General features: G+C 58.5%; 13 protein-coding genes and 1 pseudogene. 8 read left to right on the top strand and 6 right to left on the bottom strand.

Annotated features, from left to right (window positions below):
• Positions 1-112: 112 nt before the first annotated feature.
• From ACOERD_RS12245 to ACOERD_RS12230, 4 genes are all read right to left on the bottom strand, one after another.
• Positions 113-748 (bottom strand): hypothetical protein, encoded by a 636-nt coding sequence (locus tag ACOERD_RS12245; protein ID WP_419739197.1) that lies wholly within the window; start codon positions 746-748, stop codon positions 113-115.
• Positions 749-1,198: 450 nt separating this feature from the next.
• Entirely contained in the window at positions 1,199-2,245 is a 1,047-nt protein-coding gene (locus ACOERD_RS12240; protein WP_419739196.1) for a tyrosine-type recombinase/integrase, read from the bottom strand.
• A 62-nt stretch (positions 2,246-2,307) separates the two neighbouring features.
• Positions 2,308-3,438: a tyrosine-type recombinase/integrase gene (locus ACOERD_RS12235; protein WP_419739195.1), complete on the bottom strand. Its 1,131-nt coding sequence runs from the start codon at positions 3,436-3,438 to the stop codon at positions 2,308-2,310.
• Positions 3,439-3,536: 98 nt separating this feature from the next.
• Positions 3,537-3,665 (bottom strand): hypothetical protein, encoded by a 129-nt coding sequence (locus tag ACOERD_RS12230; RefSeq protein WP_419739194.1) that lies wholly within the window; start codon positions 3,663-3,665, stop codon positions 3,537-3,539.
• Between the two features lie 132 nt (positions 3,666-3,797).
• Here ACOERD_RS12230 and ACOERD_RS12225 point away from each other — a divergent pair, with 132 nt between their 5' ends.
• From ACOERD_RS12225 to ACOERD_RS12205, 5 genes are all read left to right on the top strand, one after another.
• Positions 3,798-4,832, top strand: a complete 1,035-nt coding sequence (locus tag ACOERD_RS12225; RefSeq protein ID WP_419739193.1) for a carbon-nitrogen hydrolase family protein — start codon at positions 3,798-3,800, stop codon at positions 4,830-4,832.
• 18 nt (positions 4,833-4,850) lie between these two features.
• The gene (locus ACOERD_RS12220) at positions 4,851-5,975 is read left to right on the top strand and encodes a cupin domain-containing protein (protein WP_419739192.1); all 1,125 of its coding nucleotides are present in this window, start codon (positions 4,851-4,853) and stop codon (positions 5,973-5,975) included.
• A gap of 56 nt (positions 5,976-6,031) precedes the next feature.
• Positions 6,032-6,949: a fumarylacetoacetate hydrolase family protein gene (locus tag ACOERD_RS12215; RefSeq protein ID WP_419739191.1), complete on the top strand. Its 918-nt coding sequence runs from the start codon at positions 6,032-6,034 to the stop codon at positions 6,947-6,949.
• 1 nt (position 6,950) lies between these two features.
• Entirely contained in the window at positions 6,951-7,727 is a 777-nt protein-coding gene (locus ACOERD_RS12210) for an Asp/Glu racemase (protein ID WP_419739190.1), read from the top strand.
• Between the two features lie 72 nt (positions 7,728-7,799).
• Positions 7,800-8,648 carry an IclR family transcriptional regulator gene (locus tag ACOERD_RS12205; protein ID WP_419739189.1) on the top strand — a complete coding sequence of 283 codons (849 nt, stop codon included), beginning with the start codon at positions 7,800-7,802 and terminating at the stop codon, positions 8,646-8,648.
• Here ACOERD_RS12205 and ACOERD_RS12200 read toward each other — a convergent pair.
• Positions 8,595-8,891 (bottom strand): hypothetical protein, encoded by a 297-nt coding sequence (locus ACOERD_RS12200; protein ID WP_419739423.1) that lies wholly within the window; start codon positions 8,889-8,891, stop codon positions 8,595-8,597. The two genes, ACOERD_RS12205 and ACOERD_RS12200, sit on opposite strands and share 54 nt — an antisense overlap.
• On the opposite strand from ACOERD_RS12200, the gene ACOERD_RS12195 reads away from it, so the two are divergent.
• Together ACOERD_RS12195 and ACOERD_RS12190 are read left to right on the top strand one after the other, a co-directional pair.
• Positions 8,884-10,626 (top strand): IS1634 family transposase, encoded by a 1,743-nt coding sequence (locus ACOERD_RS12195; RefSeq protein ID WP_419737624.1) that lies wholly within the window; start codon positions 8,884-8,886, stop codon positions 10,624-10,626. The genes ACOERD_RS12200 and ACOERD_RS12195 overlap by 8 nt on opposite strands.
• Before the next feature lie 130 nt (positions 10,627-10,756).
• The gene (locus ACOERD_RS12190; RefSeq protein WP_419739188.1) at positions 10,757-12,019 is read left to right on the top strand and encodes a sulfatase-like hydrolase/transferase; all 1,263 of its coding nucleotides are present in this window, start codon (positions 10,757-10,759) and stop codon (positions 12,017-12,019) included.
• 175 nt (positions 12,020-12,194) lie between these two features.
• Here ACOERD_RS12190 and ACOERD_RS12185 read toward each other — a convergent pair.
• A pseudogene (locus ACOERD_RS12185) lies at positions 12,195-12,314 on the bottom strand (ATP-binding protein); the annotation flags it as partial.
• A 136-nt stretch (positions 12,315-12,450) separates the two neighbouring features.
• Between ACOERD_RS12185 and ACOERD_RS12180 the strand changes: the two are divergent.
• Entirely contained in the window at positions 12,451-14,193 is a 1,743-nt protein-coding gene (locus ACOERD_RS12180; protein ID WP_419737624.1) for an IS1634 family transposase, read from the top strand.
• The last annotated feature ends 6 nt before the right edge of the window (positions 14,194-14,199 follow it).

Here is a 14,199-nt window from a genome sequence, read left to right as displayed (position 1 = left end):
CCTTAACGCAACTCTCCCAACACCCCTCTTAGCTCCAAGGGGGGCAAATTTGGACGCCGATAGGGGGTCATTATTCAATGCCGATTGACAGCTTCATATTCAGATGGCGGCCTTAGCCGTCATCGGACGAGAGGTCGCCAATTTTCCTTACAAATAGATTGCCTTGTTTGATCACCTTGATTGCTGGCCGCTCGGGGAGAACACGATCAACCGGGGATTTGTCATCTAATACATTAAAGCGAACCCATTGGCATAGTCTCCATATCGCGAGATGCCCGCCATAGTGGTCCCACCGCAATGGCTGCCCATCGAGATTTGATGTGTCTAATCTGATCACCTCTCCCACTTCGAATTTACGATTTTTGCAGTCATCATCGATTGAACATCTAGGGACGAGCATGTGATGCGAGAACGCATTTCTGGTCAGCCGGGCGATTTGGTAAGCGGCTGCAACGTTGGAGTTTTTGTGGTTTCTTGCGTTGGGAACATGCTCAGCGAATGCTTGGCGCATTGCCGAAGACATCACGAACGTCGAAACAAATTCGAGTGTTGGAGCGGCGTACTCAATTTGATCCTGCCGAAGTCCGAATTCTTCCCACGTGGACGTATGCTTTCCAAATGATTGTGAAACAGGAGCATCTAGCGGCAAGGTTTCTAGAGCTGCATGCACACGAACAATACATGCTAGACGAAACTGCTGCTCAGCGAGTTTCAACAAGTTGATGTGATGTTCTTTTGTAAACGCCATACAGTGTTTGTCGCTCACCTCAGGACGGAAGGAAAGCCTTACGATGCAGCATCTGGAACTTTAGATTCTCTCCCGGCCTTCGTCGCGCAAAGTACGAATGGCAGCGACCACTCAAATGGCATAGAGACTAACTTATACCTGCATTCAATCTGCTTAAGTGAGCGCCTATGGACGCATTGCCCCGGACGGGGCTGTTTTATTCAGGTTGTGGATAGTTTTCCTGATTCAATTAAGCGCGTGCACGGGGAACTGAACACCCAAATAGTCAAAACCCGCTACTCTCGTCCGAAAAGCTTCATTGTTTGCAGGGTAGGAATTGTCACAAGACACCTTTCTGGCTATTTGAGTTGGCCCCATCTCATCACCCAACTAAAGAAGGCACTGCAAAGGCAGTGAACTATGCGGGGTGCGCATCAAAACCAAAAGCGTGTAGGGTGTTGAACAAAGCGCTCAGCCAGACCACAACAGCCCGGCAATGCGCGCCCCGACCCGCTCGGCTGCGGCCTCGACGTCTTTGTCTGCGCTGTGGGCATAGCGCAGCGTCATCGTGACCTGGCTGTGACCCAGGAGCTTCGACACCACCGGCAGGGGAATACCCGCCATCACAGATTGACTGGCATAGGAATGTCGCAGGTCGTGCAGACGCACGTCCTCAATGCCGATCTCCCGTCTGATCCTGTACCAGAGCCTCAACCCTCCCGAGCCGGGCCGCGCCGGGTTGCGCGGCGAGGGGAACAGATATGCCCCGGCCCCCCTCATGCGCCTCTCAACGATGGCGCGGGCCTCGGCGCTGAGATACACAATCCTCGGACCCGTCTTGCTGTCTTCCAGCCTGAGGCGGCTGCCATCGACCTCGCTGCGCCTGAGATGGGTGATTTCCGATTTGCGGCAGCCCGTGAGCAGCAGAAGCCGGATGATGTCAGCCTGCACGCCAGTGCGCCCCGCGCTGTGCCGGTCAAGCGCCGCGTTCAGCCGCGCGATTTCATCCCGCGACAGGAACCGCGTCAGCCTGGCGCGCCGGTTCGGAAGCACAAAACCCGCCGGGTTGCTGTCGATGAGGCCGCGCTCAAGGGCAAAGTTCAGGCTCTGGCGCAAAAGTTTCAGCGCATGGTTCGCGCCGCCGGGCGCAGAGGCGCTATAGGCGGCAAACCAGTCCTCAATAATCTGTCGCGTGATCCGGTCAATCCGAAGCGCTCCGAACGCGGGCAGAAGCTGCCGCGCCAGAATGTGATCCCGCCCCCTGACCGTGGATGGCTTGCAGCGCGTGGACCATGTCTTGTGCCACATATCCAGCGCAAAGCCCCGGTAGGTGGGCAGGTCCCAGACCGGCGCGACCCCCTCGACCTGCAACCGGTGACATTCCCGGCGCGCGGCGCAGGCGGGCATCAGTTCAATCCGGCCCAGCGAGACCTTGCGTCCCGCCACCGTGCAGGTCCATGTCTTCGTCCCCGTGGGATAGACCCGAAGGCTCAGGGACGGCACCGCGCTGTCCTGCACGCAATATTCCCGCGCACACGGTCTGAACCTCCGTGCCCGCGCATCCGTCAACCGAACCTTGCTCATGGCCGGGTTCCTCCCCCTGTTCCTCTCCGCGTTCCTCCGAGAACCGCCCCCATCGCGGCGGCGGCATTCTCCACATCACTTTGCGTGTGATGGGCGTATTTGAGGGTGGTTTCGGGGCTGTTATGCCCAAGAAGCCGACCCGCTGCCAGAACGGTTTCCCCGCTCGCGATGGCCGCACTTGCATAGGAGTGCCGCAAATCATGCAGGCGCACATCTCTCAGACCGGCCTGCACGCGCAGCCTGAACCACGCCCGGGTGAGCGTCGCACCCGGCATCGGGCCCGCACCCCGGACGGACGGAAACACCCAAGGCGATGTGCGGGCAAGCGCGTCAAGGACCCTGCGCGCCGCCCTGGACAGCCACACCGTGCGCGGACCCGTCTTGCTGTCGCGCAGAAAGATATGCCCGTCGCGATACTCTGCCCAGCGAAGTGTCCTGATCTCGCTCGACCGGCATCCCGTCAGCGCCAGCAGCCGAATGAGCGGCACGGCCGGGGATGGGGCCGCGCAGCACAGCGCCGCGCCAAGGCGTCCGAACTCGGCCTCCGACAGAAACCTCTCCCTGTTCCTGCGCCGGTAGCGCCTGATCCCCTTGCAGGGGTTGGACCCTTCCGGGCGCAGCCCGTCCATCTCGGCCACCGTCATGATGACCGACAGCACTGGCATCGAGCGATCCGCCGATACCGGCGTTGCGTGCATCGCGGCAAACCAGTCCCGCACGTCCTGCCGCGTGATATCCGCAATGCGCTGCCCCGCGAAGCGCGGAAGAATGTGGTTCTTGAGATAGCTCCTGTTGACCATGAGCGTGCCCGGCTTCCACTGTCGGCCATGGCGGCGGAAGGCCTCTTCCGCAACGCTCTCAAACAGCATCTCCCCGTCGCGCTGCCCCGACCGGAGCGAGACCAGCAGGGCCTGCGCCCGCGCGCGGGCCTCGGCAACCGACATAGTGGCCGGATCGCCCACAATCTTCCAGACACGCTGCCCCTCGTGCTGGCTGTGCAAAAAGAACCGCTTTCCGCCGCCGGGCAGAACCCTGACACCAAAGCCCGCAAGGGTGGTGTCTCTGACATTGCGTGTGGTTTTTCTGGCGCGCAGGTCGCGCACGCGCGCGTCCGTCAATCTCGGCATAATATCCCTCCATCCGGTTGCAATCCCGGACAAAACCACGCAGGGTTTCGCCCGAAACCTCGACATAGAGAGGATAAAACATGCACTGTTTCAGTGATTTAGAACCGAAGGTGCGGCTCGGGGTGTGTCGTGACCGGACGCATCGCGCTTAGCAATGTCTCCAGATTCAAGTGGCCTTGATAGTTGTGCTGGTCTTTTGCATGGGCAGCAGTTGGCTGAGCGGACACTTCGATTCTCCTCTTGTTGGTTGAACCATATTTTTCATTTTCCTGTATGTCTACAATTATTTTGTATTGACTGCGCGTATAACTGCGCGATACAGGTATATCGTACAATATATTTGCCAAAAATGGAGATGCGTGGTGCTCCCTGGTTCAGAATTTCCTGTATTTACGGCAGCGGCCGTTCAGGCGAGTCCTGTGTATTTAGATGCGGACAAGACGGCTGAGCGTGCGGTGTCGCTGATCGGTGAGGCGGCTGGAAACGGGGCGCGTCTGGTGGTGTTTCCGGAAGTGTTCATTCCGGCCTATCCCTATTGGAACTGGATCACCGATCCGGTGACAGGCAGCGCGTGGTTTGACAGGCTGGTGCGGGCCTCGGTGTTTGCCGACGGGCCCGAGATCGGGAAAATCCGCGCCTCGGCCCGGGCCAATGACTGCTATGTCGTGATGGGTCTGAACGAACGCAGCCCGGTGTCGCTGGGCGCGCTGTATAACACGCTGCTCTTCATCGGCCCCGATGGAGAGGTGTTTGGCAAACACCGAAAGCTGGTGCCGACCTGGGCCGAGAAGCTGACCTGGACCGGCGGCGACGGGTCGAGCCTGAAAGTCTATGATACCGAGATCGGCCCTCTGGGCGGTCTGGCCTGCGGCGAAAACACCAACACGCTGGCGCGGTTTGCGTTGTTGGCGCAAGGGGAGCTGGTGCACACCGCCAGCTATATCGGCCTGCCGGTGGCGCCGCCTGACTATGACATGGCCGAGGCGATCAAGCTGCGGGGCATGTCGCACAGTTTCGAAGGCAAGGTGTTCACCGTCATCTCGACCTCGACCGTATCGGACGAGATCATCACCGCGATGGAGGAGATCCGCCCGGATGCGCGCGCGTTGCTGGAACGCAAGTCGGGCGCCTATTCCGGCATCATTGGCCCGGACGGGCGCGAGGTGGTGCCGGGGCTGATCGATGACGAAGGCATCGTCTATGCCGAGATCGACCTGGGCCGCTGCATCCAGCCCAAGCAGATGCATGACATCACCGGGCACTACAACCGGTTCGATGTGTTCAATTTGCAGGTCAATCAACAGAGCCAGGCGCCGGTCAATCTGGCCGGGCGCGCCAGCGGCCTTGCCGCGGAACACGACCAGGAAGAGGGCCCAGGGCCCGAAACCTCATAACTCAGAGGAGTTTGCCTCATGGCACAAACCGAGATCAAACCCGAAGACGATATTCTGGGCCGAGCGCGGGTGCGGGATACGCCCGAGCTGGAAGCCTACTACGAGGATCTGGCGAAGATCGACACCGGCGCACTGTGGACCGTGGCCAATGACATCGAACCATGGGAGCCGACGCCGAAATCGGCCCCGGTTCTGTGGCGGTGGGAAGACACGTGCCGTCAGGTTCTGCGTGCGATTGACCTAGTGCGCCCCGAGGACGCGGGTCGTCGCGTAGTGTATCTGCGCAACCCTCTGCGCAAGGATGTGAGCGCGGCCTGTGGCTGGCTGTTCTCGGGTCTTCAGACGATGAAGGCGGGCGAACGGGCGGGCGCGCACCGGCATGCGGCCTCGGCGCTGCGCTTTATCATGGAAGGCTCGGGCGCCTATACCATCGTGGACGGACACAAGGTGGAACTGGGAGCACGCGACTTTGTGTTGACGCCCAATGGCACATGGCACGAGCATGGTATTTTGGAGACTGGCACAGAGTGCATCTGGCAGGACGGGCTGGACATTCCGTTAACCAACTGCCTCGAGGCGAACTTCTACGAGGTTCACCCTAACGATTACCAGACCACCGACATCCCGATGAACGACAGCGTGATGACCTATGGCGGTCCGGCGCTGCTGCCGCAGACGGATAAGTGGGACAAGCCCTATTCGCCGCTGCTAAAATACTCGTGGGAGCCGACCTACGAGGCGCTGCTGAACTATGCCAAGGTCAGCGACGGCTCGCCCTATGACGGGCTGATCCTACGCTATACCAACCCGCAGACGGGTGGTCATCCGATGATGACGATGGGTGCCTCGATGCAGATGCTGCTACCCGGCCAACACACGAAGGCGCACCGCCATACCGGCAACGTGATTTACAACGTAGCCAAAGGGTCGGGCTATTCAATCATCGGCGGCAAGCGGTTCGACTGGACCGAGCGGGACATCTTCTGCGTTCCTGCTTGGACCTGGCACGAGCATTGCAACACCTCGGAAGGTGATGACGCATGCCTGTTCTCGTTCAATGACTTCCCTGTGATGGAAAAGCTGGGCTTCTGGGCAGAGCAGGCATTGGAGGACAATGACGGTCATCAGGTCGTCGAGAATTAAATGCGAACAGTCCCTTAGGCAGCAAACGGTAGGGGACAAAGAGAGGACGAAAACACATGAAACTTGTGACCTACCGCGACGGCGCGGCCGGAGAAGGCCGCCTTGGCGTCGTGCAAGATGGGCTGGTTATAGATGTCGAGTATCTTGGCGAGGCTGCGGGTGAAGCCCTGCCTGTGACAATGCTCGATCTGATCGATCTTGGCCCCGAGGCGCAGGCGGCGATTGCCCGTGCGTTAAAAACAACTTCCGAGGCCCGCCCGGCTGGCGTGGCCATTCCGGAAGAGAACGTGCGCCTGCTGGCGCCGATCCCGCGCCCGCGAAAGAACATTTTTGGCATTGGCTTGAACTATGTCGAGCACGTTGCCGAAAGCGCCAAGTCACTGGATACCTCCAAGGACTTGCCGAAAGAGCCTGTGGTGTTCTCCAAACCACCTACCTCGGTGATCGCCAATGGCGAGCCGATCCAGCACAACGCATCGATGACGCAGATGCTGGATTGGGAGGTCGAACTGGCCGTGATCATCGGCAAGCGCGCCACCCGCATTAGCAAGGATGACGCGATGAGCCATGTGTTCGGCTACACAGTGGTCAACGACATTTCGGCCCGCGACAACCGCCGCGCCGGTCAGTGGATCTTTTCGAAGGGTCAGGACAGCTATTGCCCGATGGGTCCGGCGATCATCACCGCTGATGACGTGACCGATCCGCATAATCTAGATCTGTGGCTGACCAAGAACGGCGAGGAAAAGCAGCGCTCGAATACCAAGCATTTGCTGTTCGATATCCCGACGCTGATCGCCGACATCTCATCGGGCATAACGCTGGATCCCGGCGATATCATCGCCACCGGCACGCCTGCGGGTGTGGGCGCGGGTCGTGATCCGCAGGAATGGATGTGGCCCGGTGACGTGATCGAATGCGGTGTCGACGGTATCGGCGTTCTGCGCAACCCGGTTGTGAAGATCGGAGACTGACATGTCCGGTATTCAAAAAAACATGCACAAGACACTTAAGATCGGCCAGATCGTTCCCTCTTCGAACCTGACGATGGAACGTGAAATCCCTGCCATGTTGCGCGCGCGAGAGACGGTTCTGCCGGAACGGTTTTCCTTCCACTCATCGCGAATGCGGATGAAGAAGGTCACCAAAGAAGAGCTGGAGGCGATGGACCGCGACAGCGACCGCTGCGCGCTGGAACTCAGCGATGCCGATGTCGATGTAATGGGCTATGCCTGCCTTGTCGCCATCATGTCGATGGGCAAAGGCTATCACCGCGAAAGTCAAAAGCGCTTGCACCAGGTTACTGTGGATAACGGCCACCCGGCACCAGTGGTCAGTTCGGCTGGTGCGCTGGTGGATGGGCTGCACCTGATGGGTGCGAAACGCATTTCGATTGTGACGCCGTATATGCGTCCTCTCACCAATCTGGTCGCCGATTATATCGAGGCCGAGGGTGTCGAGGTTTCCGATAGTATCGCGCTGGAAATCCCCGACAACCTTGAGGTCGCGGCCCAGGATCCCCTGAACCTCACCGAGATCTACAAGCAGGTGAACCTGAAAAACATCGACGCGCTGGTCCTGTCGGCCTGTGTCCAGATGCCATCTCTCGCTGCGATCCAGCGCGTCGAGGACGAATGCGGTATTCCGGTTCTTTCGGCTGCGGTCGCCACAACCCACCAGATGCTGAAAGAACTTGGTCTGGAAGCCAAAGTCCCAGGATGTGGAACTCTCCTGTCAGGAAAATACGCCTAGCGATTGCCCCTACCACGAAGCCGCCACACTCGGTTAGAATGGTCAGCGCGAAAGCAGATAGGAAAATATGCAATGAACAAACTGAGCCCTGATGCGGAGAAGGAAGAAAAGCCTCAGCGAAAAGGCATCCAATCTCTGGTTACGGGTTTTCAAGTCATTGATTTTCTTTTGAAGACCGGAAAGCCGGTGCCTTTGAGGGACATCTCCAGGGGCACTGGTCTGGCGGCCAGCAAGTTGCAGTTTTATCTGATCAGTCTGACGGAAGTCGGTGTGGTCCTTCAAGACCCGCAATCCGGTTACTATGGTCTCGGTCCGTATACACTGCAACTTGGCATTGCCGGGTTGCAGCAGTTTGACATCTTCAAGGCCATGCACCCGCGCATGGATGATTTTGCAGAACGCCACGGCCATAACATCTTTATGGGTGTCTGGGGCAATCATGGGCCGACCATCGTCCACCGTGTCAGTGGCCACAGCAATCGGTCCATTCTGGAGCTGCGATTGGGCAGCGTGCTTCCTGTTCTGCGGTCGGCAATAGGGCGTATTTTCTTTGCGCATTTGCCAGAAGAAGTCACCAAGGCGGCGGTAGACCGCGAGATGGGTGAAACATTTCACGCATCTGCCGAACAGGATCCGCAGATGCCATTTCCAACGAGTCTGCGCGCGTTAAGAGATCTGCGCGAAACCATCCAGAAACATGGGGTCAGCCGATCGCGCGGCGGGCTCATGACGGATCACACTGCGTTGTCTGCGCCGATATTCGACTACCGCGGCAAGATCATTGCAGGGGTTACTGTAATGGCACCGATCAATGCGCTGGATGATGCCTTGGACAGTGAAATCGCGCTGGAGTTAAAGCATATGGCTTCAGAGATTTCGCAGGATGCCGGACAGCACACAACCCATTATCTCAACATCTGACCAAAGACAAAGGCACGACGCTTGGCCAAGAACGTACTTTTTATCATGTGCGATCAACTGAGGTTTGACTATCTCAGCTGCTACGGACACCCGCATCTCCTGACTTCCGACCTTTTTGTTGATCTGACTGGGTTTTTGGTTTGTTTTCAGGTGTGGTTGCTCAGAGGCGCGTTGTAGTGCCCCATTATTATAAAAAGTATTGACATGGGCCTTCAGATGGCTAACCTCTTCGCCCATGTTCATCCGCACCAAACATGACGCAAAGCTCAACCGCACACGGATCCAGATCGTTGAATCCGTCCGCACCGGCTCCAAGGTACGCCAGAAGATCCTGCGCCATGTGGGTGTGGCCCATAACGACAGCGAGATTGAGGATATCAAGCGTCTGGCGGGCCGCTTGATGGAGCAATTACGCATTGATCGCTCGCCGCAAATGGAACTGTTCACGCCCACGGAATATGCCGATCTGCAGGCGCTGGTGCGCCGCGCTCCGCGGCCGGACAAGCTTGGCGTTGATCTTGCCGAGTGCCGTGAGGAGGCGCGGGTCTCTCTGGGTCTGCGGGATGTCATGGGGACGATGTATGACCAACTGGGTTGGGGGGCCCTTCTGGGGGCGGCGCGTAAAAGTGCCAATCGCATTGTGAAAGAGCTGGTTATGGCGCGGATCGCACAGCCCGAGAGCAAGCGCGCGACCGTGGAGGCGTTGGAGAACCAGGCAGGCATCACGCTCAATCTGGACGTGGTCTATCGGAGCATGGATTACATCAATACGCCGGTGATAGACGGGATTTGCAAAACCTCTCACGCGGCGGCAGAGAAGTTGCTGGGCGGGCCAGTGACCGTGCTGTTCTACGATTGCACGACCCTGGCCTTTGACACCGAGCGCGAGGACCCGGCCGAGGATGCGGACGGGGTCGAGCAGGATCATCTTCTGGCCAAGGGCTTCAGCAAGGATGGCAAGCATCACCGCGCTCAGGTCATGCTGGCGCTGATCGTCACCTCCGATGGGCTGCCTGTGGGCTATGAACTCTTCCCGGGAAACACCTGGGAAGGTCATACGCTGGAAGCTGCGCTGAAGGCGTTGGAGGGACGCTTCGACGTGGCCAGGGTCACGTTCGTGGCCGATGCCGCCATGCTCAGCAAGGACAACCAGCAGATGTTGCAGAACAAGGGTCTGCCCTACATCCTCGGCTATCGCATGAAGTCCGCCCCGGCCGCCGTGAAGGCGAACATTTTGAGCCCGGAGGGACGCCAGCCTTGGGCTGGACACGGTTCTGAAGAGGCAACCGAGAAGGGCTGGTACAAGGTGATCGACCAGGAGGGAGCGCGGGTCATTGTGACCTGGTCACCCACCCGGGCACGCAATGATGCCCACAAGCGCGACAAGGCAATCGAAAAGCTGCACAAGAAGCTCAAGCGCTCTCGCAAACCCGGCAGCTTCAGCAGCCGGGGATATGGCCGCTTCCTGGCCTTCCCCGACAGCGGGGACGTCACGCTGGATGATGCAAAGATCAAGGCAGCGGCACAATGGGACGGGCTGCATGCCATTGTTGTTCATGGTGCGGACGAACTGGAGGCACAGGACGTCATTGCCCGCTATCACCAGTTGTGGGAGATCGAAGCCTGCTTCCGCACCAACAAGCACGATCTGAAAATCCGGCCCATCTATCACTGGTCGCCGCGTCGGGTCCGGGCCCATATCGCCATCTGCTACATGGCCTTCTGCTGCCTGCAGCACCTGCGCAAGCATCTGGACCTGCTCGGACACCCGATGAGCCCGGCTCGTATCCGCAACGAGTTGAACGCATTGCAGCTCTCGATCCTGCGCCACAAAGGCACCCCTGACCGCTACGGCATGCCAAGCCATGCCACGGTCGATGCCAGACGCATCCTCACCTGCGTCGGCCTGACCTGGAACGAAGCCCCTTTCAAGATACCCCCCGGGCGCACCCGAAAAACTGGCCAGACCAAAGCCTGAGCTCCCTCAACACTCCGAAACAATCGCTGGCGAAAAAAGTCCGTGTAGTGCCTTTTGGCAACCAAGGCATAATAATATCAATAACTTATACGAAAAAATGTCGGAAGTCAGGAAGAACGTACTTTTTATCATGTGCGATCAACTGAGGTTTGACTATCTCAGCTGCTACGGACACCCGCATCTGCACACGCCGAACATCGACGCCTTGGCCGAGCGCGGCGTGCGGTTCGAAAACGCCTATGTTCAATCACCCATCTGCGGCCCGAGCCGTATGAGCTTTTATACCGGGCGCTATGTGCGCAGCCACGGCTCCACATGGAATATGTTCCCTTTGCGGGTCGGCGAACAGACCTTGGGCGATCACCTCGCGCCTTTGGGCGTCCGCACGGTGCTGTGCGGCAAAACCCATATGACGGCGGATCTGGAAGGCATGGCGCGCCTTGGTATTGACCCCAAATCCGAGATCGGGGCGCGGGTCTCGCAATGCGGGTTCGAGGTTTGGGACCGATTGGATGGATTGCACCCGACCGGCGGAAAAAAGAAACCCACCCATTACAACAACCACCTTTGGGACAAAGGCTATGAAAGCCAGAACCCGTGGGAAGAATGGGCGAACTCCGGCGAAGACGACGAGGGCAATTTGCTATCCGGCTGGCTTATGGAGAACGCTTCTGAGGCTGCGCGCGTCGAGGAACCTGATTCCGAAACCGCTTATTCCACGTCCCGCGCGATGGAGTTCATCGAAAAAAACAGTGACCAGTCCTGGTGCTTGCACCTGAGTTATATCAAACCTCATTGGCCCTATATCGCGCCCGCACCCTACAACGACATGTATGGGCCTGAACATGTGATACCGGTTCGACGGACCGAAGACGAATTGCAGGACGCCCATCCGTTGCTGGCCGCCTATCGCCAGCACCGCGTCTGCCAGGTGTTCAGCCGCCCCGGCGTGCGGGAAAAGGTCATCCCCGCCTATATGGGTCTGATCAAGCAAATTGACGACCAAATTGGACGCATGATGACATTCCTGCGCGAAAGGGAACTGGATCAAGAGACGCTTATCGTTTTCACCTCAGATCACGGGGATTATCTTGGCGACCATTGGCTGGGTGAAAAGGAACTGTTTCACGATTGCTCGGTCAAGATCCCGATGATCGTAGTGGACCCTCGCCGAGAAGCCGATGCAACACGCGGGCAAAGTTCCGACGCATTGGTAGAGGCCATCGACCTTGTCCCGAGCTTTATCGAGTACTTTGGCGGCACGGTTCCCAAGCACGTGGTCGAAGGGAAATCACTTATTGACCTGCTGCAGGGGAACAACGGCCCCATGCGCGACTGTGTCATCTCAGAATACGATTACTCGGTCCGCAAGGTGTCAATCGGCATTGAATAATGACCCCCCATCGGCGTCCAAATTTGACCCCCCTTGGAGCTAAGAGGGGCGTTGAGGGGGTCGTGTTTAGGTTGATTCAGGAGGGGGTGGACAGCAGGTCAAACCGAAAAGAGAGCGTAGCTCGACTGAAGGTTTGACCTGCTGTCTGTTTTGAATTTATTCCCCGATTTCGAGGTTAGTCGCGGTGGTTAATTCGCCAGCTTTCGTTCCCGGTTTCGATGATATCGCAATGGTGTGTCAGTCGATCCAGGAGAGCAGTGGTCATTTTGGCATCTGTGAACACACTCGGCCATTCCTGACTTCCGACCTTTTTGTTGATCTGACTGGGTTTTTGGTTTGTTTTCAGGTGTGGTTGCTCAGAGGCGCGTTGTAGTGCCCCATTATTATAAAAAGTATTGACATGGGCCTTCAGATGGCTAACCTCTTCGCCCATGTTCATCCGCACCAAACATGACGCAAAGCTCAACCGCACACGGATCCAGATCGTTGAATCCGTCCGCACCGGCTCCAAGGTACGCCAGAAGATCCTGCGCCATGTGGGTGTGGCCCATAACGACAGCGAGATTGAGGATATCAAGCGTCTGGCGGGCCGCTTGATGGAGCAATTACGCATTGATCGCTCGCCGCAAATGGAACTGTTCACGCCCACGGAATATGCCGATCTGCAGGCGCTGGTGCGCCGCGCTCCGCGGCCGGACAAGCTTGGCGTTGATCTTGCCGAGTGCCGTGAGGAGGCGCGGGTCTCTCTGGGTCTGCGGGATGTCATGGGGACGATGTATGACCAACTGGGTTGGGGGGCCCTTCTGGGGGCGGCGCGTAAAAGTGCCAATCGCATTGTGAAAGAGCTGGTTATGGCGCGGATCGCACAGCCCGAGAGCAAGCGCGCGACCGTGGAGGCGTTGGAGAACCAGGCAGGCATCACGCTCAATCTGGACGTGGTCTATCGGAGCATGGATTACATCAATACGCCGGTGATAGACGGGATTTGCAAAACCTCTCACGCGGCGGCAGAGAAGTTGCTGGGCGGGCCAGTGACCGTGCTGTTCTACGATTGCACGACCCTGGCCTTTGACACCGAGCGCGAGGACCCGGCCGAGGATGCGGACGGGGTCGAGCAGGATCATCTTCTGGCCAAGGGCTTCAGCAAGGATGGCAAGCATCACCGCGCTCAGGTCATGCTGGCGCTGATCGTCACCTCCGATGGGCTGCCTGTGGGCTATGAACTCTTCCCGGGAAACACCTGGGAAGGTCATACGCTGGAAGCTGCGCTGAAGGCGTTGGAGGGACGCTTCGACGTGGCCAGGGTCACGTTCGTGGCCGATGCCGCCATGCTCAGCAAGGACAACCAGCAGATGTTGCAGAACAAGGGTCTGCCCTACATCCTCGGCTATCGCATGAAGTCCGCCCCGGCCGCCGTGAAGGCGAACATTTTGAGCCCGGAGGGACGCCAGCCTTGGGCTGGACACGGTTCTGAAGAGGCAACCGAGAAGGGCTGGTACAAGGTGATCGACCAGGAGGGAGCGCGGGTCATTGTGACCTGGTCACCCACCCGGGCACGCAATGATGCCCACAAGCGCGACAAGGCAATCGAAAAGCTGCACAAGAAGCTCAAGCGCTCTCGCAAACCCGGCAGCTTCAGCAGCCGGGGATATGGCCGCTTCCTGGCCTTCCCCGACAGCGGGGACGTCACGCTGGATGATGCAAAGATCAAGGCAGCGGCACAATGGGACGGGCTGCATGCCATTGTTGTTCATGGTGCGGACGAACTGGAGGCACAGGACGTCATTGCCCGCTATCACCAGTTGTGGGAGATCGAAGCCTGCTTCCGCACCAACAAGCACGATCTGAAAATCCGGCCCATCTATCACTGGTCGCCGCGTCGGGTCCGGGCCCATATCGCCATCTGCTACATGGCCTTCTGCTGCCTGCAGCACCTGCGCAAGCATCTGGACCTGCTCGGACACCCGATGAGCCCGGCTCGTATCCGCAACGAGTTGAACGCATTGCAGCTCTCGATCCTGCGCCACAAAGGCACCCCTGACCGCTACGGCATGCCAAGCCATGCCACGGTCGATGCCAGACGCATCCTCACCTGCGTCGGCCTGACCTGGAACGAAGCCCCTTTCAAGATACCCCCCGGGCGCACCCGAAAAACTGGCCAGACCAAAGCCTGAGCTCCC

Origin of the sequence: Ruegeria sp. (assembly GCF_965199275.1) — a bacterium.
Lineage (GTDB): Bacteria > Pseudomonadota > Alphaproteobacteria > Rhodobacterales > Rhodobacteraceae > Ruegeria.
This window is presented reverse-complemented; position numbering and strand designations above follow the sequence as displayed.

Coding starts and splice junctions, on each gene's coding strand:
- ACOERD_RS12215 (WP_419739191.1), top strand. CDS start 6,032: ATGAAACTTGTGACCTACCGCGACGGCGCGGCCGGAGAAGGCCGCCTT.
- ACOERD_RS12180 (WP_419737624.1), top strand. CDS start 12,451: ATGTTCATCCGCACCAAACATGACGCAAAGCTCAACCGCACACGGATC.
- ACOERD_RS12210 (WP_419739190.1), top strand. CDS start 6,951: ATGTCCGGTATTCAAAAAAACATGCACAAGACACTTAAGATCGGCCAG.
- ACOERD_RS12220 (WP_419739192.1), top strand. CDS start 4,851: ATGGCACAAACCGAGATCAAACCCGAAGACGATATTCTGGGCCGAGCG.
- ACOERD_RS12205 (WP_419739189.1), top strand. CDS start 7,800: ATGAACAAACTGAGCCCTGATGCGGAGAAGGAAGAAAAGCCTCAGCGA.
- ACOERD_RS12235 (WP_419739195.1), bottom strand. CDS start 3,438: ATGCCGAGATTGACGGACGCGCGCGTGCGCGACCTGCGCGCCAGAAAA.
- ACOERD_RS12190 (WP_419739188.1), top strand. CDS start 10,757: ATGTGCGATCAACTGAGGTTTGACTATCTCAGCTGCTACGGACACCCG.
- ACOERD_RS12195 (WP_419737624.1), top strand. CDS start 8,884: ATGTTCATCCGCACCAAACATGACGCAAAGCTCAACCGCACACGGATC.
- ACOERD_RS12200 (WP_419739423.1), bottom strand. CDS start 8,891: ATGAACATGGGCGAAGAGGTTAGCCATCTGAAGGCCCATGTCAATACT.
- ACOERD_RS12245 (WP_419739197.1), bottom strand. CDS start 748: ATGGCGTTTACAAAAGAACATCACATCAACTTGTTGAAACTCGCTGAG.